The organism is Streptomyces sp. WAC05292, from assembly GCF_003949955.1.
Lineage (GTDB): Bacteria > Actinomycetota > Actinomycetes > Streptomycetales > Streptomycetaceae > Streptomyces > Streptomyces globosus.
Window position 1 is genome coordinate 1 of record NZ_RPSE01000083.1, and the last position, 20,133, is coordinate 20,133.

Annotated in this window: 22 protein-coding genes; 12 read left to right on the plus strand and 10 right to left on the minus strand. The window is 74.4% G+C overall.

Features of this window, described 5'->3' with window-relative positions; genetic code table 11:
• Window positions 1–81: 81 nt before the first annotated feature.
• On the minus strand, window positions 82–1,074 hold the full coding sequence (locus EF903_RS12380) for an alpha/beta fold hydrolase (protein ID WP_125543266.1): 993 nt from the start codon (window positions 1,072–1,074) through the stop codon (window positions 82–84).
• A 140-nt stretch (window positions 1,075–1,214) separates the two neighbouring features.
• Between EF903_RS12380 and EF903_RS12385 the strand changes: the two genes are divergently transcribed.
• The 4 genes from EF903_RS12385 (at window position 1,215) to EF903_RS12400 (ending at window position 3,094) form a co-directional block, all read left to right on the plus strand.
• Window positions 1,215–1,433, plus strand: coding sequence for a hypothetical protein (locus EF903_RS12385; RefSeq protein WP_125543267.1), 219 nt, complete (start codon window positions 1,215–1,217; stop codon window positions 1,431–1,433).
• Window positions 1,434–1,609: 176 nt separating this feature from the next.
• Window positions 1,610–2,269, plus strand: a complete 660-nt coding sequence (locus EF903_RS12390; protein WP_125543268.1) for a TetR/AcrR family transcriptional regulator — start codon at window positions 1,610–1,612, stop codon at window positions 2,267–2,269.
• A 157-nt stretch (window positions 2,270–2,426) separates the two neighbouring features.
• Window positions 2,427–2,654 carry a DUF3107 domain-containing protein gene (locus tag EF903_RS12395; protein ID WP_185902632.1) on the plus strand — a complete coding sequence of 76 codons (228 nt, stop codon included), beginning with the start codon at window positions 2,427–2,429 and terminating at the stop codon, window positions 2,652–2,654.
• A 140-nt stretch (window positions 2,655–2,794) separates the two neighbouring features.
• Window positions 2,795–3,094: a hypothetical protein gene (locus tag EF903_RS12400; RefSeq protein WP_390335531.1), complete on the plus strand. Its 300-nt coding sequence runs from the start codon at window positions 2,795–2,797 to the stop codon at window positions 3,092–3,094.
• Between the two features lie 134 nt (window positions 3,095–3,228).
• Here the strand turns inward: EF903_RS12400 and EF903_RS12405 are convergent, their stop codons facing one another.
• A complete protein-coding gene (locus EF903_RS12405) occupies window positions 3,229–3,987 on the minus strand; it encodes a ferritin-like fold-containing protein (protein WP_114058456.1) in 759 nt (252 codons plus the stop codon).
• A 466-nt stretch (window positions 3,988–4,453) separates the two neighbouring features.
• Between EF903_RS12405 and EF903_RS12410 the strand changes: the two genes are divergently transcribed.
• From EF903_RS12410 to EF903_RS33995, 3 genes are all read left to right on the plus strand, one after another.
• On the plus strand, window positions 4,454–6,526 hold the full coding sequence (locus EF903_RS12410; RefSeq protein ID WP_260615115.1) for a DEAD/DEAH box helicase: 2,073 nt from the start codon (window positions 4,454–4,456) through the stop codon (window positions 6,524–6,526).
• A 120-nt stretch (window positions 6,527–6,646) separates the two neighbouring features.
• A complete protein-coding gene (locus EF903_RS12415) occupies window positions 6,647–7,507 on the plus strand; it encodes an alpha/beta fold hydrolase (protein WP_125543270.1) in 861 nt (286 codons plus the stop codon).
• A gap of 94 nt (window positions 7,508–7,601) precedes the next feature.
• Window positions 7,602–7,754: a hypothetical protein gene (locus tag EF903_RS33995; protein ID WP_174250346.1), complete on the plus strand. Its 153-nt coding sequence runs from the start codon at window positions 7,602–7,604 to the stop codon at window positions 7,752–7,754.
• 75 nt (window positions 7,755–7,829) lie between these two features.
• Here EF903_RS33995 and EF903_RS12420 read toward each other — a convergent pair whose 3' ends face one another.
• The 4 genes from EF903_RS12420 to EF903_RS12435 form a co-directional block, all read right to left on the minus strand.
• Complete coding sequence (locus EF903_RS12420; RefSeq protein ID WP_114054039.1) at window positions 7,830–8,435, minus strand: MarC family protein; 606 nt, start codon at window positions 8,433–8,435, stop codon at window positions 7,830–7,832.
• A 93-nt stretch (window positions 8,436–8,528) separates the two neighbouring features.
• Entirely contained in the window at window positions 8,529–9,395 is an 867-nt protein-coding gene (locus EF903_RS12425) for a PHP domain-containing protein (RefSeq protein WP_125543280.1), read from the minus strand.
• 166 nt (window positions 9,396–9,561) lie between these two features.
• A complete protein-coding gene (locus tag EF903_RS12430; protein ID WP_125543271.1) occupies window positions 9,562–10,203 on the minus strand; it encodes a DUF6758 family protein in 642 nt (213 codons plus the stop codon).
• A gap of 61 nt (window positions 10,204–10,264) precedes the next feature.
• Window positions 10,265–10,849: a suppressor of fused domain protein gene (locus tag EF903_RS12435; protein WP_125543272.1), complete on the minus strand. Its 585-nt coding sequence runs from the start codon at window positions 10,847–10,849 to the stop codon at window positions 10,265–10,267.
• 390 nt (window positions 10,850–11,239) lie between these two features.
• Between EF903_RS12435 and EF903_RS12440 the strand changes: the two genes are divergently transcribed.
• Both EF903_RS12440 and EF903_RS12445 read left to right on the plus strand, forming a co-directional pair.
• Entirely contained in the window at window positions 11,240–12,355 is a 1,116-nt protein-coding gene (locus tag EF903_RS12440; RefSeq protein ID WP_125543273.1) for a magnesium and cobalt transport protein CorA, read from the plus strand.
• 66 nt (window positions 12,356–12,421) lie between these two features.
• Window positions 12,422–12,940: a hypothetical protein gene (locus EF903_RS12445; RefSeq protein ID WP_125543274.1), complete on the plus strand. Its 519-nt coding sequence runs from the start codon at window positions 12,422–12,424 to the stop codon at window positions 12,938–12,940.
• Between the two features lie 19 nt (window positions 12,941–12,959).
• Here the strand turns inward: EF903_RS12445 and EF903_RS12450 are convergent, their stop codons facing one another.
• Window positions 12,960–13,760: a hypothetical protein gene (locus tag EF903_RS12450; RefSeq protein WP_125543275.1), complete on the minus strand. Its 801-nt coding sequence runs from the start codon at window positions 13,758–13,760 to the stop codon at window positions 12,960–12,962.
• 205 nt (window positions 13,761–13,965) lie between these two features.
• Here EF903_RS12450 and EF903_RS12455 point away from each other — a divergent pair, with 205 nt between their 5' ends.
• From EF903_RS12455 to EF903_RS12465, 3 genes are all read left to right on the plus strand, one after another.
• A complete protein-coding gene (locus EF903_RS12455) occupies window positions 13,966–15,237 on the plus strand; it encodes a magnesium transporter MgtE N-terminal domain-containing protein (protein WP_125543276.1) in 1,272 nt (423 codons plus the stop codon).
• Between the two features lie 133 nt (window positions 15,238–15,370).
• Window positions 15,371–15,913 (plus strand): DUF1003 domain-containing protein, encoded by a 543-nt coding sequence (locus EF903_RS12460; protein WP_260615122.1) that lies wholly within the window; start codon window positions 15,371–15,373, stop codon window positions 15,911–15,913.
• Between the two features lie 87 nt (window positions 15,914–16,000).
• Window positions 16,001–17,116: an Mrp/NBP35 family ATP-binding protein gene (locus EF903_RS12465; protein WP_125543282.1), complete on the plus strand. Its 1,116-nt coding sequence runs from the start codon at window positions 16,001–16,003 to the stop codon at window positions 17,114–17,116.
• Between the two features lie 61 nt (window positions 17,117–17,177).
• On the opposite strand, the gene EF903_RS12470 is transcribed toward EF903_RS12465, so the two are convergent.
• From EF903_RS12470 to EF903_RS12480, 3 genes are all read right to left on the minus strand, one after another.
• The gene (locus EF903_RS12470) at window positions 17,178–17,687 is read right to left on the minus strand and encodes a hypothetical protein (protein WP_260615118.1); all 510 of its coding nucleotides are present in this window, start codon (window positions 17,685–17,687) and stop codon (window positions 17,178–17,180) included.
• Window positions 17,688–17,943: 256 nt separating this feature from the next.
• Complete coding sequence (locus EF903_RS12475) at window positions 17,944–18,369, minus strand: sec-independent translocase (RefSeq protein WP_125543277.1); 426 nt, start codon at window positions 18,367–18,369, stop codon at window positions 17,944–17,946.
• 104 nt (window positions 18,370–18,473) lie between these two features.
• Window positions 18,474–20,133, minus strand: a 1,660-nt coding sequence (locus EF903_RS12480) for a trypsin-like peptidase domain-containing protein (protein ID WP_312845916.1), incomplete at its 5' end; no start/stop codon positions are given.

The window sequence follows — 20,133 nt, forward strand, 5'->3', positions numbered from 1 at the left end:
GCCCCGACGTCGTGGCGGGGGCGGCCTCGGGGGGCCGGCCTGCGGGAGCGGGGCCCTTGCGGCTGTGTCGTCCCAAGGTGCTCAGCCTCTGCCGTCGTCGGTATATCGGACATGTTTCCCGGTGTCGTCCAGGAACTCCCGGAACGCCCCCGCCACGACGTCGGGGCACTCCATCATCGCCACGTGCCCGGCGGCGGGCAGGCACAGCAGGCGCGAGCCGCGGAACGCGGCGGCGGCCTTGCGGGCCATGCGGTAGGAGACGAGCTGGTCGCGGCCGCCGTAGACGAGCAGCGTCGGGGCCAGCACGCGCTGGGCCTGCCGCCACAGTCCGTGCTGTCCGCCGAGGGTGTAGGCGTCGACGATGCCGCGGGTGGTGCGGCTCATCGCCTCCCAGAAGTAGGGGAGGGCCATGCGGCGCTCCATCTCCTCGACGGCCTGGGCGAAGGCCTCCGGCGGTACCAGCGAGGGGTCGCCGTAGCAGAGTTCGGTGACGCCCCGGGTGCGCTGCTCGGCGGTGAGCCCGCGGGTGAGCCGTTCGACCAGCGCCGCGGTCCCGGGGAGGGCGAGGAGGCCGGTCGGCACGGCCGACCGCTGCACGCGCAGCTCGGGCAGGGCGGGCGAGACCAGGGTCAGGGTGCGCACCAGGTCGGGGCGGGCGGCCGCGACGCGGGTGGTGACGGCGCCGCCGAGGGAGTTGCCGACGAGGTGGACGGGGCCGCGGCCGGCGGCGTCGAGGTGCCGGATGACGGCGCGGGCCATCGCGGTGACCGAGTAGTTCCGGTCGGCGGGCGGCGGCGACCAGCCGAAGCCGGGCAGGTCGACGGCCTCGCCGTCGACGCGGTCCTCCAGGCGGGCCATGAGGGCGGACCAGTTGGTGGAGGAGCCGCCGAGGCCGTGCACGAACAGGGCGGCCGGGAGTCCGGTCCCGGCGGTGGCGGGGCGGAACCGCACGGCGAGTTCCAGGCCCGGCAGCCGGTCGGTGCGCAGCTGCTCCCCCTCGGCCACCCGGGCGGCGCCGGCCCGGGAGGACGGCTCGGCGGCGGAGCGCACACCCGGGAGCTCGGTCGAAGACATGGGGGCAATGTTACGAGACGATCACGTCCGGACTCTTGTGTTCGGCGTCACAGGCCGGGGACGGCCGCGTAGCGGTGCACGCGCGATCCTCCTAGGCTTTGGGGTAGGCAGGACCAGGGGTGAGGGAAGGGGAGAGCCAGATGAGTGTCGACCCCGCAGAGCCGGACAGCTTCCGGCGCCAGTTCCGGGAGTCGCTGGACGCGGAGGCGCCGGAGGCCGACGCGGCCGAGCAGCTGGCGGAGATCCGGCCCGATGACGACGACGAGCGCGTCACGGGGGTGGAGCGCGGAGAGGCGACCGACGGCGACGCCGTCGAGCAGGCGCGCGTGGTGCCCCTGGACGAGGAGGACTACCGCTGAGCCGTCCACCGCAGCCCACTACCGCCCGGTAACCCGCCAGGGCGTCCTGACCAGCGCCTCCGGGTGGTCCGCAGAGCGAGAAAACTCGGCCGGAACCCCCCGCATGCGGTTACCGAAAAGTACGATGGCGGGCGCGGCGCAGAGCGCACTGTGCATGAGAGAAAGTGGGAGGCGGCGTGACAGCCATCGAGCAGACGGAGGCAGCGCGTCCTCGGGGCACGCGCCTGCCGCGCCGAGCCCGACGCAACCAGCTCCTGGGCGCGGCCCAGGAGGTCTTCGTCGCGCAGGGGTACCACGCGGCGGCGATGGACGACATCGCCGAGCGGGCCGGGGTCAGCAAGCCGGTGCTCTACCAGCACTTCCCCGGCAAGCTGGACCTGTACCTGGCGCTGCTGGACCAGCACTGCGAGAACCTGCTCCAGGCGGTGCGCGGGGCGCTGGAGTCGACGACGGACAACAAGCTGCGCGTCGCCGCGACCATGGACGCCTACTTCGCGTACGTGGAGGAGGAGGGCGGCGCGTTCCGCCTGGTGTTCGAGTCCGACCTGACCAACGAGCCCGCGGTGCGCGAGCGCGTCGACCGGGTGTCGCTGCAGTGCGCGGAGGCGATCTCCGACGTGATCGCGGAGGACACGGGGCTGTCCCAGGACGAGTCGATGCTGCTGGCAGTGGGCCTGGGCGGCGTCTCGCAGGTGGTGGCCCGGTACTGGCTGTCCAGCGAGAGCCCGGTCGCCCGCGACAAGGCGGTGGGCCTGCTGACGTCGCTGGCCTGGCGCGGCATCGCCGGCTTCCCCCTGCACGGCGCGGACGGCGCCGCGGCGGGCCCGGCCTCCTGACCGGCCGCGGGGCGGTGCCGGCCGGCGCGGTCGGCGCCGCCCCGCGCTGTTCGCTGCGAGCGTGCCCGGAGCACGGCTCGCCCGTCCCCTCTGCGGGCTAATGTGGACCGGTACGGCGCGGCTGATCGCGCACAACGACCGTCGGAGGGACGAAGCCGTGGAGGTCAAGATCGGCGTGCAGCACGCACCCCGGGAGATCGTGCTGGAGAGCGACCTGAGCGCCGAGGAGCTGGAGCGCATCGTCTCGGCCGCGCTGACCGGTTCGGAGCCGCTGCTCAGCCTCACCGACAACAAGGGCCGCCGGGTCCTGGTGCCGTCCGACCGCCTGTCGTACGTGGACCTGGGCGAGCCGAACGTCCGCAAGGTCGGCTTCGGCGCGCTCTGACCCGGTGTCGGGTCGCCCCCAGGGCGCCCGGGAACTGGCCGAAACGGCCCGGCGGTTGATTCCGCCGGGCCGTTTCCGCGTCTTCCGCTTCGGGTAGGACGGCTCTGACCTGGTTCGGCCCCGGCCTGCGGGAGGCCCTCATGCTGCTGCTGGAAGCGCTCGGCTCCGCCCTGTTGGGCCTGGCCCTGGCGGCAGGGGCGGTGCGCCTGCTCGCCCGGCGCCTGCCCGCCGCGCGGGTGGTGCTCACCAGCGGTGTGCTCGGCGCCCTGTTCGGGGCCTGGCTGACGGGGTACGCGCTCGGCCCGGGGCACGCCAGTCCGATGGCGACGCTGGCCGGCGCGGTGCTGGTGTCCGCCGTGGTGCTGTCGCTGCTGCTGCGGCCGGGCGGGTCCTCCGGCGGCCCGCGCCGGGCTCCGTTTTCGCTCCCGTCGCGGGGCTGACCGTCCCCGCGCGCACCGCTCCCGCACCGGACGCCGCCCGCCCGGCGGGCCCTCCGGCGGATCGTGACGCGGCGGCCCCGGTGCGCGGTGCGCGCGCCGGGGCCGCCGTACGGCAGGAGCCGGAACCGCCTGTGTCAGGCGGCCAGGCCGAGGGCCGCCATCCGCTTGGTGTGCGCCTTGGTGATGCGGGCGAACATCTCGCCGACGGCCGCCAGGTCGAAGCCGGCCGCCATTCCGTCGACTCCGCCGACGAGCATGGTGGACAGGGCGTCGCGCTCGGCGACGACCCGCTGCGCCTGCGAGAGCGCCTCGCCCATCAGGCGGCGCGCCCACAGGGCGAGCCGGCCGCCGCAGCGCGGGTCGGCCTCGATGGCGGCGCGGACCTTCTCCACGGCGAAGCCGCCGTGGCCGGTGTCGTCGAGCACGCCGAGCACCAGGGCGCGGGTGTCCGCGTCCAGGTGGCTGGCGACCTCGCGGTAGAAGTCGCTGGCGATCGAGTCGCCCACGTACGCCTTGACCAGGCCCTCCAGCCAGTCCGACGGGGCGGTCTGGCGGTGGAAGTCGTCGACGCCCTTGGCGAAGGGCTCCATCGCGGCGGTCGGCTCGGCGTCGATCGCGGCGAGCCGGTCCCGCAGCCGCTCGAAGTGGTGGAATTCGGCGGCGGCCATCTTGGCGAGCTCGGCCTTGTCGTCGAGGGTGGGCGCGAGCTTCGCGTCCTCCGCGAGGCGCTCGAATGCGGCCAGCTCGCCGTACGCGAGCGCGCCCAGGAGGTCCACGACGGCGGCCCGGTACTGCGGCGAGGCCGAGGCGGTCGCCCAGTCCTGGGCGGCGATGCCGCCGGACCCGGCGGAGGCGCCGTCGTCGGCGGGCGTTGCGTTTTCTACGGTCGACATGGTCCGCACAATAGCCCGCCCCGGGGACCCCGAGGCCACCGCGTCGCACGACGTCCTCGCCACCGCGACACGACGACCAGGTGAATTCACCCGACACGGCTGCGGGAATCCGGGGTACAGTGGTAATGCGCCTGCCGGATACTCGGCGGGCCATCCGAATGAGGATGCCCGGTCGGTGGCCCGATCGGCTCCAACCCGACCGCCCTCGGTGATGCGTACGTCCATGCGTACCGCGTCCGAGAGGGGCCCCCTCAGCGGCTCAAGCGCTTGAGCGAAGGCAGTGGTCCCGCGCAGCTTCGCACGTCGCAGTACGGCAAGCACGGCACGGTGGACCCCCTCGCCGCCTCGCGCCGCGTCTCACAGAAGAGGCAGCACCCTGACTACGTTCCGAGACCTCGGGATCTTTCCCGAGACCGCCGAAGCCCTCGAAGCCGTCGGCATCACCACCCCCTTCCCCATCCAGGAGATGACCCTTCCCGTCGCCCTCTCCGGCACGGACGTCATCGGACAGGCCAAGACCGGAACCGGCAAGACGCTCGGTTTCGGCCTTCCGCTGCTGGAGCGCGTCGTCGTCCCCGCGGACGTCGAGGCCGGCCGGGCCACGCCCGACCAGCTCACCGACTCCCCCCAGGCCCTCGTCGTCGTCCCGACGCGCGAGCTGTGCACCCAGGTGACGAACGACCTGCTGACGGCCGGAAAGGTCCGCAACGTCCGCGTCCTCGCCATATACGGCGGACGCGCGTACGAGCCGCAGGTCGAGGCGCTCAAGAAGGGCGTCGACGTGATCGTCGGCACGCCCGGCCGCCTGCTCGACCTGGCCGGCCAGCGCAAGCTCGACCTCTCGCGCGTCAAGGCGCTGGTGCTGGACGAGGCCGACGAGATGCTCGACCTGGGCTTCCTGCCCGACGTCGAGAAGATCATCAACCACCTGCCGGCCAAGCGGCAGACGATGCTGTTCTCGGCGACCATGCCGGGCGCCGTTATCGGCCTGGCCCGCCGGTACATGACGCAGCCGACGCACATCCGCGCCACCTCGCCCGACGACGAGGGCGCGACCGTCGCCAACATCACGCAGCGCGTCTACCGCGCGCACAACATGGACAAGCCGGAGCTCGTGTCGCGCATCCTGCAGGCCGAGGGCCGCGGACTCGCCATGATCTTCTGCCGGACCAAGCGCACCGCGGCGGACATCGCCGAGCAGCTGGAGCGGCGCGGCTTCGCGGCCGGCGCCGTCCACGGCGACCTGGGCCAGGGCGCGCGCGAGCAGGCGCTGCGCGCGTTCCGCAACGGCAAGGTCGACGTCCTGGTGTGCACCGACGTCGCCGCGCGCGGCATCGACGTCGAGGGCGTGACGCACGTCATCAACTACCAGACGCCCGAGGACGAGAAGACCTTCCTGCACCGGGTCGGCCGCACCGGCCGCGCGGGCAACAAGGGCACCGCGATCACGCTGGTCGACTGGGACGACATCCCGCGCTGGCAGCTGATCAACAAGGCGCTGGAGCTCGACTTCCACAACCCGGTCGAGACGTACTCCACCTCCGCGCACCTCTACGAGGAGCTGGGGATCCCCGCCGGCACCAAGGGTGTCCTGCCGCGCGCCGAGCGCGTGCGGGCCGGCCTGGACGCCGAGGAGATCGAGGACCTGGGCGAGACCGGCGGCCGCGGCGGCCGGGGCGGCCGCGGCGAGCGCCGTCCGGCGGCCTCCGCCGAGGCGGAGCGCCCGGCCCGGGAGCGGACCCCGCGCCAGCGCCGCCGTACGCGCGGCGGTGCCGAGGTGGCCGCGGCGGCCGAGGCCGCTGCGGCTCCCGCCGCTGTGGCCGACGCCCCCGCCGCCGAGGCGCCCGCCGCGGACGAGCCGCGCAGGCCGCGCCGCCGGCGGACCCGGGTGTCGGCGGCGGAGGCCGCCGCGGCCACCGTCGCCGCGGCTCCGGCCGTCGAGGTTCCGGTCGCCGGCGCGCCCGTCGCCGAGGTGCCGGCCGCCGAGGTGCCGGTCGTCGAGGCGCCGGTGGTCGAGGCCCCCGCCGCCGAGGCCCCCGCCAAGGCCGCGCCGGCCAAGGCCGCTGCGGCGCCGCGCCGGGCCGCCCGGACCCGCAAGCCCACCCAGACCTCGATCCTGGCGGCGGCCGCGGCCGCGCCCGTCGCGGCGCCGGTGCTGCCGGCCGGGCCGGAGCCGGACTTCCAGATCGCGCCGCCGGCCGAGCCCGTCCGGGCCCGCCGCACCACGCGCGCCCCGCGCAAGGCCGCTGCCGCTCCGGCCGCGGCGCCGGCCCCGGTCGCCGAGGCCCCGGTGGCCGAGGAGGCCCCGGCCAAGCCGAAGCGCACCCGCACGCGCAAGGCCGTCGCGCCCGTCGCGGAGGCCCCGGTGGCCGAGGCCGCCGAGGAGGCCCCCGCCAAGCCGAAGCGCACCCGCACGCGCAAGGCGGCCGCGGCCGCGGAGGCTCCGGTGGCCGAGGCCGCCGCTGCCGCCGAGGAGGCTCCGGCCAAGCCGAAGCGCACGCGCACCCGCAAGGCCGTCGCGCCCGCCGCGGAGGCGTAGAGCCCCCACAGCACCGTGCCACGGGCCCGGCTCCCCGCTCGGGGGGCCGGGCCCCCGGCGTTCCCGGGGCGGCCCGCCCCTCGGAGTGAGCGGCTTCCTACGGGCCGGTAACCTCGGGCCATGAGCAAGCCGCCCCGCCTGACCCTCCCGTCCGACGCCCGCGCGTACCGTCTGACCACCGCCCGCGGCGACTTCGCCGTGCATGAGGCGGGGGCGCCGGAGCGCGGCACCGCCCTGCTGGTTCCCGGGTTCACCGGGAGCAAGGAGGACTTCATCGGGCTGCTGGAGCCGCTGGCCGCGGCCGGATACCGGGTCGTCGCCGTCGACGGGCGCGGGCAGCACGAGACGCCGGGGCCGCGCGAGGAGTCCGCGTACGCCTTGGAGGAGCTGGCGCGCGATGTCCTCGCGCAGGCCGCCGCGCTCGGCGGCGGGGGGCCGCTCCACCTGCTGGGGCACTCGCTGGGCGGCCTGGTCGCGCGGGCGGCGGTCCTGCGGGACGCGGCGCCGTTCGCCTCGCTGACGCTGATGAGCAGCGGGCCGGGCGCGATCTCCGAGGAGCAGCAGGCGCGGACGAAGCTGCTGGTGGCGGCCCTGGAGGCGATGCGGGAGGACATGGCGGGTGTGTGGACCGCGATGCGCTCCTACGATCCGGAGGACGCGGAGCCGGACGCGCCGGAGCTGGAGGAGTTCCTGCGCGGCCGCTGGCTGGCCACCGTCCCGGAGCAGCTCATCGCCACGGGGCGGGTGCTGGTCTCCGAGCCGGACCGGGTGGACGGGCTCGCCGCCGTGGGCCTGCCCATGATGGTCGTCTCCGGCGAGGTGGACTACGCGTGGCCGGTGCCGCTGCTCGACGAGATGGCGGATCGGCTCGGGGCGCGGCGGGTGGTGGTGCCGGGGGCGGAGCACTCCCCCAATGCGGAGAACCCGCAGGCCACGGCCAGGGCACTGGTGTCGTTCTGGGCCTCCGCGGACCAGAAGTAGTTAGCCTGGGAAAAAATTTATTTAGCGTAGGGAATGTTTGCCTCCTCCCCCTGGTTGGAACAGTGCAAGGAGAACACTGACGAAGGGAGAAGCCGTGCGCTTCGAGATTCTGCGCCTGGACGATGTCGACGGATCCGCCGTGGACAGCACCGTCGTGGACGCGGCCTCCGTCAACCGGATCGTGCAGCAGGCGGCCTCGATCGGCCAGCGCATCCTGATCCGACCGGCCGAGAGTGCGTCCTCCTGACGCTTCGCCCGCACACGCCGAACGCCCCCGCACCATCCGGTGCGGGGGCGTTCGCATGCGCGGGCGCGCCGGGCATCACGCGCCGCGGACGACCTGGAGCACGCCGTTGATGATCTGCTGCACGGCGATGGCGGAGAGCATCATGCCCGCGAGCCGCGTCACGAGGACGACGCCGCCGTCCTTGATGACCCGGATGATCACCAGCGAGTAGCGCATCGTGAGCCACAGGACCGCGTGCATCGCGACGATCGCGGCCCAGACCGAGACCTGCCCCGCGACCCCGTCGGCCTTCTGCACGGCCAGGATGACGGAGACGATCGCACCCGGTCCGGCGAGCAGCGGCATGCCGAGCGGGACGAGGGCGACGTTGACGTCCTTGGTCTGCTTCGGCTCGTCCGTCTTCCCGGTGAGCAGGTCGAGGGCGATGAGCAGGAGCAGCAGACCGCCGGCGATCATCAGCGCCGGAACGGAGACGTGCAGGTAGTCGAGGATCTGCTGGCCGCAGATGCCGAAGACGGCGATGACGCCGAAGGCCACGCAGACGGCCTGCCAGGCCATCCTGCGCTGCACCTTGACGGGGCGGCCGGAGGTGAGGGCGAGGAAGATCGGCGTGATCCCCGGAGGGTCCATAATCACAAAAAGCGTGAGAAATAGGGATCCGAAGACGGCGAAGTCGAACACAGTGATGCCTTGCAGAGAGAGGGGTGTTTCGCAGGAGGGTGCTGGGGGCGGGGCGTGCGGGCGCAGGCCCGGCGGCTGCCGGGCGGGGCGGCCTTACGCGCGCGTGTCTCCGCCGGCGCCCGGGACGGGGAAGGCCCCCGCCGCGCGGCGCGTGATCTCGCCGTAGACCTCCGGGTCGGTGGTGTAGTCACCGAGGCGGCAGGTCTTGCGGCTGCCGTGGTAGTCGCTGGAGCCGGTCACGAGCAGGCCGAGGTCGCCGGCCAGGGCGCGCAGCCGGGCGCGCGTGGCGTCGTCGTGGTCCATGTGGTCGACCTCGATGCCGTCCAGCCCGGCGGCGGCGAGTTCGGCTATCGCCGACTCGGGCACGCAGCGGCCGCGCTTGACGGCGGCGGGGTGCGCGAACACGGTGACGCCGCCGGCCGCCTTGACCAGGCGTACCGCCTCGAACGGGTCGAGCTCGTGCTTCTCGGCGTAGGCGCGCCCGCCGTCCGCGAGCCAGTCGGGGGTGAACGCGTCCGACACGGTGGGCACGACGCCGAGTTCGACGAGCGCGGTCGCGATGTGGGGCCGGCCGACGGAGCCGCCGGCGGCGATCCGGGAGACCTGCTCCCAGGTGACGTCCACGCCGAGGCCGCGCAGCTTGGCGATCATCGCGCGGGCGCGCGGCGTGCGGTCGTCGCGGACGAGCTCCCGCTCGCGGGCCAGCTCGGGCTCCTCGGGGTCGAAGAGGTACGCGAGCATGTGCATGCCGATGCCGTCGAGGCGGCAGGAGAGCTCCATGCCGGGGACGACGGTCAGCCCGGCCGGGGCGGCCGCGACGGCCTCGGCGTGTCCCGCGACGGTGTCGTGGTCGGTGAGCGCGACGACGTCCAGCCCGGCGGCGGCCGCGGCGCGGACCAGCTCGGCGGGGGTGTCGGTCCCGTCGGACGCCGTGGAGTGGGCGTGCAGGTCGATGCGCACGGCCATGGCTCCAGGGGTCGGGGTTGCGGGGACACCCCAGGATAACGCCCGGCCGCGCCCCCTCCGCCCCCCGGTCCTCCGCGGCGCCCGGGCGGCCGCCCCGCGCGGGCCGCGGCGGCGGCGACGGCGACGGCGACGGCGACGGCGACGGCGACGGCGCGGACGCCTACAGGCCGAGGATCCGCGGGCTGAGGGCCCCGCAGGGCAGCATCTCCACCTCGGCGCCCGCCTCGCGCAGGTCCGTCAGGACCAGTTCGTCGTACATCAGGAGGCCCGACTGCTCGGGCCAGGCGATGGCCCACAGCCACAGCCCCCGGGCTTCCCCGGCGAAGACGGCCCGGTCCTCCGGGGCCCCGTTCACGTGCCACAGCGGTGTCGGCCGGCCGCCCGCGACGACCTTGGCGTGCGGCGGGGAGGAGACGTCGATGGCGGAGCCGGGATCGGGGCCGTCGATGCCGGCGTAGCGGGAGCCCAGCCCGACGCCCAGCTCCTCCGCGATCAGCACCAACTCGCCGGGGCCGCCCAGCGGTCCGGGCCCGGAGCAGGCGACGGCGGTCGCCCTGCCCCCGCTGCGGTCGTCGCCCGCCGCAGCCACCCCCGTGAACAGCCACCCCACCGGCAGCGGCCACGGCATCCACACCGGCACCCGGGCCCGGTGCACGACGACCCCCAGGGCCTCGACGCTGGGCGGGACCACGGGCTGCAGGGGGTGCACCGCGCCGTGCACCGCGCACTGCCAGGAGTCGGAGAAGAGTCCGGGCGCCCTGACCCGGCCACCGCACTTCGGGCAACTCGGTTCGCCCCTCATGGGTAGCCACGCTCCTCCCCGCCCGGCGCCCCGTCAAGACACGATCACCCGGTCGGATGCCTCACTCCAGCGCCACGGCCGTACGCAGCGGGTCGCGCAGGTCCGTCCCCCGCGCCAGCCACCTCTCCTGGAGGGCCGCCGCGCCGTGGACCCGCTTCCAGGCGGCCTCGTTCGCGGTCATCGGCAGGAGCGGCAGGAACCGCACCGGCTCCATCGGCTCGTCCAGTTCGAGGTCCTCGACGAGCCCGCCGGGCTCCGCGACGAGCACCGAGGTGAACGGCGCGCCCTCCCACAGCGGCTCGCCCACGTCGAGCGACGCGCCGGGCGCCACCACCAGCCCCTCGACCTGCGGCGAGGCGGCGAGCACGGCGAGCGGCCGCAGCACCCGGTCGGTGGGTGCCAGGCCCGCCCGCACCGTCAGCACCAGCTCGGCCCGCGGCCCGCGCAGCGGGTCGGCGACCACGGCGGTCGGGTCGGTCATCGGGGACGCGGACATGCCGAGGGTCGCGTACCGCACGAGGCCGTCCCCGGTGAAGCGGAGCACCTCGATGCGGTCCGTGCCGAGGAACGTGACGGCGGCGCGGGCGTCGGGCTCGCCGAGGGCGCTGCGCAGCCGGGCTTCGACGAGAGCCAGAATTTCTGCCATGCGCCGAGCATAGAACTCGTATCAGGCGGGTAAAGGGCGGGTCTTGACCATCCGTCGGCTGATAGTGTTGACCGCTGGTCGGGGCCGCACCGCAGAAGCGGTGCCTCGGGGCCCCGGCGACAGGACGTCCCCCACGGGGGACCGGCCGGAGGAGGTGGGGACTGCCGTGGACCGAAGTCGATCGTGCAGTACCAATCGCTCTTCCGCACCTGGTACGGGAGCACCCTGCCCCGTTTGATCATCCGATCAGCAGAAGAGCGACGGCGGAACGTCTGTCCTCCCGTCCCTTTCCCTCCGCCCTGCCGGTGCGCCCGCCGCCGGCAGTCCGCGTCCACCGGAGGGATCTCCCACCCCGTACGGCCTGCGGCCGTGCGTGCGAAGGAGCCTGCCATGTCGATGCTGCCCTACCTCCGTGCCGCCGTCCGACCGGCGCTGCGCAGGTCCCACCCCGTCCAGCCCGGCTACGACGCCACCCGCGACCCCTCGGCGAGCAGCGCCGTGGTCGACTGCGCGGTGTACCGCGACGGCCGCCGCGCGCTGGGCTCGGCCTGCCTGACGCCCCGTGAGGCGATCCGGCGGGTCCGCGAGGACGGCGGCTTCGCCTGGATCGGCCTGCACGAGCCGACGGAGGAGGAGTTCGCGGGGATCGCCGCCGTCTTCGGCCTGCACCCGCTCGCCGTGGAGGACGCCGTCCACGCCCACCAGCGGCCGAAGCTGGAGCGCTACGACGACACCCTCTTCACGGTGTTCAAGACGATCCACTACGTGGAGCACGCGGAGCTCACGGCGACCAGCGAGGTCGTGGAGACCGGCGAGGTGATGTGCTTCACCGGCCCCGACTTCGTGATCACGGTCCGGCACGGCGGGCAGGGCTCGCTGCGGGGCCTGCGCCACCGCCTCCAGGACGACCCCGAACTGCTGGCCAAGGGCCCCTCGGCGGTCCTGCACTCGATCGCCGACCACGTCGTCGACGGGTACATCGCGGTCGCGGCGGCCGTGCAGGACGACATCGACGAGGTGGAGAACGCGGTGTTCGCCGCGCCCGCCAAGGGCGTCGCGCGCGGCGGCGACGCCGGCCGCATCTACCAGCTCAAGCGGGAGGTGCTGGAGTTCAAGCGGGCCGTGGCCCCGCTGCTGCGGCCGATGGAGCTGCTCAGCGAGCGCCCGATGCGGCTGGTGGACCCGGACATCCAGAAGTACTTCCGCGACGTCGCCGACCACCTGGCGCGCGTCCACGAGCAGGTCGTCGGCTTCGACGAGCTGCTGAACTCGATCCTCCAGGCCAACCTGGCCCAGGCGACCGTCGCGCAGAACGAGGACATGCGCAAGATCACCTCCTGGGCGGCCATCATCGCCGTGCCGACCATGATCTGCGGCGTCTACGGGATGAACTTCGAGCACATGCCCGAGCTCCAGTGGGAGTACGGCTACCCGATGGTGATGGCCAGTATCGTCGGCATCTGCTTCACCATCCACCGGGCGCTGCGCCGCCACGGCTGGCTGTAGCACCCCGCGGGGCGGCGGCCGCCCGGCCCGTCCGGGCCGCACGGGCCCTCCCCTACCCTGGTCCGCATGACTCTCAGCACGCTCGACCTGGCCCTCGTCGAGGAGGCCACCAAGAAGTCCGGCCTGATCTGGGTCCGCGGCGCCGGCGCCGACCGCGCCCTGTGGCACGCCTGGGTGGACGGCGCGGCGCACGTGCTGGGCGACGGCCCCGGGGAGCAGCCGCTGCCGGGCCTCGCCGACGGAACGACGGCCGAGGTCACCGTCCGCAGCAAGGACAAGGGAGGCCGGCTCGTGGCCTGGACCGCGGCCGTACGGGAGCTGCCTCCCGGCGGCGACGCGTGGGAGGCGGCGGTGGCGGAGCTGAAGGGCAAGCGGCTGAACGCCCCCGACTCCGAGGAGATGACGGCGCGCTGGGCGCGCGAGTGCCGGGTGCTGCGCCTGGAGCCGGTCGCGGCGAGCACCGACCTGCCCGACGGGTCGCTGGCCGCGGTGCCGGTCGGCTCGCCGGCGGTGACGCGGCGGCCGATCCCGGCCGGGCTGCCGAAGCTTCTGCTGAAGCGGAGGAAGGCCGCCCGCGAGGCGTAGGGGCTCCGGGCTCCGGCTACTACCCCGCCGGGTTGGAGCCCTGCCCCGACCCCTTGCCGGTCGGCGCCGGGGCCGGGCTGCCGCTGCCGCCGCCGGACTCCTTGGTCGTCGGCAGCTGGGAGCCGTAGTCGAGGGTCTGGTCCGCGGGGGGCGGGTCCAGCTGCACCGGCTGCCCCCACTCGTTCAGGTCGACGGTGCCCGCTCCGCCGGCGCGCTCCATCCGCAGCGGGTACGGCGTGCCCTCCAGGGAGACCGCCAGCTTGCCGCCCTTGCCCTGGTCGGCGGTGACCTGGACGGCGCGGGTGGCGCCGACCTTGGTGTACTCGCCCTTGGCGAGCTTGCCGTCGAGGCCGAGGAGCCCGTCGAGCAGGACGTGCATGTCGGTGAAGCCGCGGAACTGCTTGTAGGTGGGGTCGCTCTCGGGGACCTTCACGTACTTGTCGCCGAGCTTCCCGGCCGCCTCGGAGGTCCCCCAGAAGGCGGCGCTCGCCTTGAGGTAGAGCTGGTCGCCGACGCGGAGCAGCTGGAAGGTGTCCTCCTTGGACTTCACCTCGCCGGAGCCGCCGTCCTTGCCGAGGCGCATGTCGAGGGTGAAGGTTTTTCCGCTGCTGACGAGGGTGCCCGACAGGTGCACGGAGGAGGCGGCGCCGGCGGCGGCCTTCGCCTTGCCCTCGATCTGGCCCGCGGAGAGCTTGCCTACGCCGTTGGTGCCTTCGTCGGGGTCCGCGCCGCAGCCCGTCCCGGCGACGGCCAGGCCCGCGAAGACGACACCGGCGACGGCGGCGCGGCGCAGCCGTGCGGCGGGGGAATGGGCGGTCACGGGCGGGTGCCTCTCGTCGTGCTTCCTGGGGCAGCAGGCAGCGTACCCGCCCGTAGGCCCGTGGTCGGAGGGTGCCCGGGGTCGGGGGCGGGCCGCCGGCGGCGCACCCCGGGCGGACGGCCCCACCAGGACGGCCCCGCACCCCACGGGCTAGCCTGAGGGGCGGCAGGCAGGACCGTGGATCGACGCACTGGGAGGCGCTGGAATGGCCGGAGGCGCCCCGCGGATCTTCGTCTCGCATCTGTCGGGTGTGCCCGTCTTCGATCCCAACGGCGACCAGGTGGGCCGGGTCCGCGACCTCGTGGCGATGCTGCGCGTCGGCGGGCGGCCGCCGCGGCTCCTGGGGCTGGTCGTCGAGGTGGTCAGCCGACGCCGGATCTTCCTGCCGATGACGCGGGTGACGGGCGTGGAGTCCGGCCAGGTCATCACCACCGGCGTGGTGAACATGCGGCGCTTCGAGCAGCGGCCCACCGAGCGGCTGGTCCTCGGCGAACTCCTGGACCGGCGGGTGCGGCTGACCGCGACCGGAGAGGAGGCGACCGTCCTGGACGTGGCCATCCAGCAGCTGCCGGCCCGCCGCGACTGGGAGATCGACAAGATCTTCGTGCGCAAGGGCAAGGGGGGCGCGCTGCGCCGCCGCGGCGAGACGCTGACCGTGGAGTGGTCCGCGGTGACCGGCTTCTCGCTGGAGGAGGAGGGCCAGGGCGCCGAGAACCTGGTCGCCACCTTCGAGCAGATGCGCCCGGCGGACGTGGCGAACGTCCTGCACCACCTGACGCCGAAGCGGCGCGCCGAGGTGGCGAGCGCCCTCGACGACGACCGGCTCGCGGACGTCCTGGAGGAGCTGCCCGAGGACGAGCAGGTCGAGATCCTCGGCAAGCTGAAGGAGGAGCGCGCAGCGGACGTCCTGGAGGCGATGGACCCGGACGACGCCGCCGACCTGCTGTCCGAGCTGCCCGAGGACGACAAGGAGCGGCTGCTGACGCTGATGCGGCCGGACGACGCAGCGGACATGCGCCGGCTGCTGTCGTACGAGGAGAACACGGCGGGCGGCCTGATGACGACGGAACCGATCGTGCTGCGGCCCGACGCGACGGTCGCGGACGCCCTGGCGCGGGTCCGGCAGGCCGACCTGTCGCCGGCGCTGGCGGCGCAGGTGTACGTGTGCCGGCCGCCGGACGAGACGCCGACGGGCAAGTACCTGGGCACGGTGCACTTCCAGCGGCTGCTGCGCGATCCGCCGTTCACGCTGGTCAGCTCGATCGTCGACACGGACCTGCCGCCGCTGCGGCCGGACGCCTCGCTGCCGGCCGTGACGAGCTACCTGGCCGCGTACAACATGGTCGCCGTGCCCGTCGTCGACGAGGGCGGCGCGCTGCTGGGCGCGGTGACCGTGGACGACGTGCTGGACCACCTGCTGCCGGACGACTGGCGGGAGACGGACCTCCACTCCGAGGAGGTCTCCGGTGGGCGGTGAGCGGCGGGGCGACCCGGCGCGCGAGCGGCGCCGCGAGCAGGCGCGCGTGCGGCGCGAGCTGGCGCGGGAGCACGCGCGCGAGGACGCGCGGGAGCACGGGCTGAGCGGCCGGGAGGAGGAGGTCTCCGAGCGGCTGCGGTCGCGGCCCTCCCCGACGGGGTCGAGCGCGCTGACCCGGTCGCGCGTCCGGCTGGACCAGCCGCGGGCGGACCGGCGGCGGCTGCTGCCGGTGTACGACCCGGAGGCGTTCGGCCGGCTGTCGGAGCGGGTGGCGCGCTTCCTCGGCACGGGCCGGTTCATCGTCTGGATGACGCTGGTCATCGTGGTGTGGGTGCTGTGGAACGTGTTCGCGCCGGCGCACCTGCGCTGGGACGAGTACCCCTTCATCTTCCTGACGCTGATGCTGTCGCTGCAGGCCTCGTACGCGGCCCCGCTGATCCTCCTCGCGCAGAACCGGCAGGACGACCGCGACCGCGTCAACCTGGAGCAGGACCGCAAGCAGAACGAGCGGTCCATCGCCGACACCGAGTACCTGACGCGGGAGATCGCGGCGCTGCGGATGGGCCTGGGCGAGGTCGCGACGCGCGACTGGATCCGCTCGGAGTTCCAGGACCTGATCAAGGAGATGGACGAGCGGCGGATGTTCCCGCAGGAGAGTGACGAAGGCGACCGTTAGCGGCCTTTCCGGAGGCACGCTACCGAGCCGTACCATCGACGCATGGCTACCGACACAAGCTCCGCCGCCGTGCCCGAGCAGGACGCGATCCTGGACGCGCTGGCGACGGTGAACGACCCCGAGATCCACCGGCCGATCACCGAGCTCGGCATGGTCAAATCGGTGGAGATCGGCGACGGCGGCGCGGTCGCGGTCACGGTCTACCTGACGGTGTCGGGCTGCCCCATGCGCGAGACCATCACCAAGAACGTCTCGGACGCGGTCGCGAAGGTCCCCGGGGTCACCTCCGTGGAGGTGTCGCTGGACGTGATGAGCGACGAGCAGCGCAAGGAGCTGGCGGCCACCCTGCGCGGCGGCACCGCCGAGCGCGAGGTCCCGTTCGCCAAGCCCGGGTCGCTGACCCGCGTGTACGCGGTCGCGTCCGGCAAGGGCGGCGTCGGCAAGTCCTCGGTGACGGTGAACCTGGCTGCGGCGATGGCGGCGGACGGCCTGAAGGTCGGTGTCGTCGACGCCGACATCTACGGCCACAGCGTGCCCCGCATGCTCGGGGTCGAGGGGAAGCCCACCCAGGTCGAGAACATGATCATGCCGCCGTCGGCGAACGGCGTGAAGGTCATCTCGATCGGCATGTTCACCCCGGGCAACGCGCCGGTCGTCTGGCGCGGCCCGATGCTGCACCGCGCGCTCCAGCAGTTCCTCGCGGACGTCTTCTGGGGCGACCTGGACGTGCTGCTGCTGGACCTGCCGCCGGGCACCGGCGACATCGCGATCTCGGTGGCGCAGCTCGTGCCGAACGCGGAGATCCTCGTCGTGACGACGCCGCAGCAGGCCGCGGCGGAGGTCGCCGAGCGGGCCGGCTCCATCGCCGTCCAGACCCACCAGAAGATCGTCGGCGTGGTCGAGAACATGTCCGGGCTGCCGTGCCCGCACTGCGACGAGATGGTCGACGTGTTCGGCACCGGCGGCGGCCAGAAGGTCGCCGACGGCCTGACGAAGACGGTCGGCGCGACCGTGCCGGTCCTGGGCTCCATCCCGATCGACGTCCGGCTGCGCGAGGGCGGCGACGAGGGCAGGCCCGTCGTCCTGTCCGACCCGGACTCCCCGGCGGGCGCGGCGCTGCGCACGATCGCCGGCAAGCTGGGCGGCCGGGCGCGCGGCCTGGCCGGCATGTCGCTGGGGATCACCCCGCGCAACAAGTTCTGAGGCATTCGGGGCGAAGGGGCACCGCCGGCGGCGGTGCCCCTTCGCCGTGTCCGGGGTGCGGCTACTCGTAGGCGGCGAGGTCGCCGATGACGGCGAAGCCGATCCCGTAGGCGCTCATGCCGCGCCCGTACGCGCCGAGGTGGACGCCCGCGGGGGTGGTGCCGGCGAGGACCCAGCCGAACTCGGACTCGCGGTAGTGGAAGGGCGTCGGCTCGCCGTCGACGGGCAGCGACAGCGTCGACCAGTCCGGGCCGTCGAGGTGGTCGGCGAGCTCCCAGGCCGCCTCGGTCTGCTGCTCCAGCCAGTCGTCGCGCAGGGTGTGGTCCATCTGGCCGGGCCAGCTGTAGGCCAGCAGGCCGGAGCCGGCCAGCCAGGCGGCGGAGGACACGGAGGTGGCCTCCAGGACGCCGGTGCCGTCGCCGCTGCGGCGCAGCGGGTTCGCGGCGACGGTCACGACGACCGCGAAGCGCTCCTTCTCGCCGGTGGCGAGTTCGCCGCGGACGGACGGTTCGTCGCCGTGGCCGGTGGAGCCGTGCTCGACGGTGCCGTCGGCGCCGGTGCCGACTTGCATCAGCCAGCGGTGTCCGGTGAAGGCGCCGTCCAGCCCGTACCAGGGGAAGCCGGCGCGGCGGAAGCCGTCTGCGGTGCGGCGGCGGGTGCTTCGGGTGCTTCGGCGGGCTGTGCGCCGACCCGGCTACTGCTCGTCGTCTCCATCGATGGGGCCTCTCGTTCCGTGGGGTCCGGAACGGCCCGCCCCCCTCGGGCGTCCTGGGTCCGGACTCATGGAGGATAGCCACCGGACCCCGGATCGCCGGGCAGGACGGGGCTCAGGTGGCGTCGGCGTCGAACGGGGTGCGCTGCTCGGAGGACGGGGCGGCGGGCTTCTTCACCAGGTCCGGGCCGGAGGCGGCGGGGGCCTGCGCGGGCTCCGGGTCGCGGCCGTTGACGGCGTCGGTGACGTCGTTCAGCTCCTGGCGGAGGTCGAAGCTGCTGCGGATGTCGCGGAGGTCCTCGTTGGTGGAGAGCTGCTTGCGGATGAACGTCTTGGGGTTGAGGTCCTCGAACTCGAAGTCCTTGAAGTCCGGTCCGAGCTCGGAGCGGATGTCCTGCTTGGCGCTGTCGGAGAAGGCGCGGATCTTGCGGACGAAGCCGGCGACGTCCTGGACGACCTTCGGCAGTTTGTCCGGTCCGAAGACGAGGATGGCGAGGACCACGATGGTGACCAGCTCGAGTGCGCCTATGTCGTTGAACACCTTGCCGCTCCTCGGCTCTCTCCACGTCGGGCCACGACCACGGTACCCGGCCGGGCGCCCCGGGCCCTACATCGGTCCTCCATCATCCCCGGTTCGGCAGCGGGTCACGACCCCTCCGCGGAGCCGAGCACGAGCCGGACGGTCTGCTCGCGGCCGTCCCGCAGGAGGGTGAGGCGGAGCGGGTCGCCGGGGCGGCGGGCGCGGACCTTGACGATGAGCTCGTCGCCGCCGTACACGCGCACGCCGTCGACCTCGGTGATCACGTCGCCGGGTCGGACGCCGGCCCGGGCGGCGGGCCCGCCGGGGGTGACGGCGGGCCTGCCGCCCTCGCCCTGGGCGCCGACGCGGGCGCCGGCGCCGGTGTACTGCATGTCGAGGGTGACGCCGATGACGGGGTGGGTGGCCCGGCCGGTGCGGATGAGCTCCTCGGCGACGCGCTTGCCCTGGTTCACGGGGATGGCGAAGCCGAGGCCGATGCTGCCGCTCTGCCGGTCGGACCCGGTCTTCTCGGCTCCGCGTATGGCGCTGTTGATGCCGATGACGCGGCCCTGGGCGTCGAGGAGCGGGCCGCCGGAGTTGCCGGGGTTGATGGGCGCGTCGGTCTGGAGGGCGTCGACGTAGCTGATGTCGCTGCCGTCCTTGTCACCGCCGGCGGTGATGGGCCGGCCGGTGGCGCTGATGATGCCGGCGGTGACGGTGTTGGACAGGTCGAAGGGGGCGCCGATGGCGACGACGGGGTCGCCGACCCGGACGCCGTCGGAGTTGCCGAGGGCCAGCGGCTTCAGCCCGCGGACGCCGGTGACGCGGACCACGGCGAGGTCGTATCCGCTGTCGCGGCCGACGACGGAGGCGGTGGTGCTCTCGCCGGTGCTGAAGGTGACGGTGACGTCCTTGGCTCCGGCCACGACGTGGTGGTTGGTGAGGATGTGGCCCTGGCCGTCGAGGACGAACCCGGTGCCGGTGCCGCCGCCTCCACTGCCGCCTCCGCTGCCGCGGACGTGCAGGGTGACGACGCCGGGCAGCGCGGTCGCGGCGATGCCGGCGACGCTGCCGGGCGCCCGGTCCTTGCTCTCGGCGGCGGCCTGCGGAAGTTCGAGGCGGGTGCTGCTGCGCCGCTCGGCGAGCACCCCGAGCCAGCCGCCGATTCCGCCGGCGAGCAGGGCGATCCCGAGCCCGAGGGCCACGGCGTGCCGCAGTCGTACGACCGTCCCCCGAGCCGCCGCGCCCTGGTCGGGCACGCTGAACGCCCCCGCCTGCCACGGATCGTAGGCACGCCGCCCGGCCTCCGCCGGGCCGGACTCGTCCCCGGCCGCGACCGCCGGACCCCCCTGCGCGGGGATCACCGCCGGCCCGGGTGCGGCGGGCGGCTCCTCCGGGGCACCGGCCGGCGCCGCAGCCAGGGCCGCGGGCGGGACCGGCCGGGCGTCGGCGCGACGTTCGCCCGAACCGGCGGCCGGCAGGGGGCCGTCCTTCGCGAGCGACACGGGGCCGGCCCCGGCGAGCGACACGGGGCCGGCCCCGGCGGGCGGGACCGGGCCGGACTCGGCCTCGGAGACGGGGCCGAACTCCGCGTGCCCGACCGGGCCGGGTACGGCGGGCGGGACCGGGCCGGACTCGGCGGGCGGGACCAGACCGGACTCGGCGGGCGCGACGGGGCCGGACTCGGCCTCGGAGACGGCGCTGAACTCCGCGTGCCCGACCGGGCCGGGTACGGCGGGCGGGACCGGGCCGGACTCGGAGGGCGCGACCGGGCTGGGCCCGGTC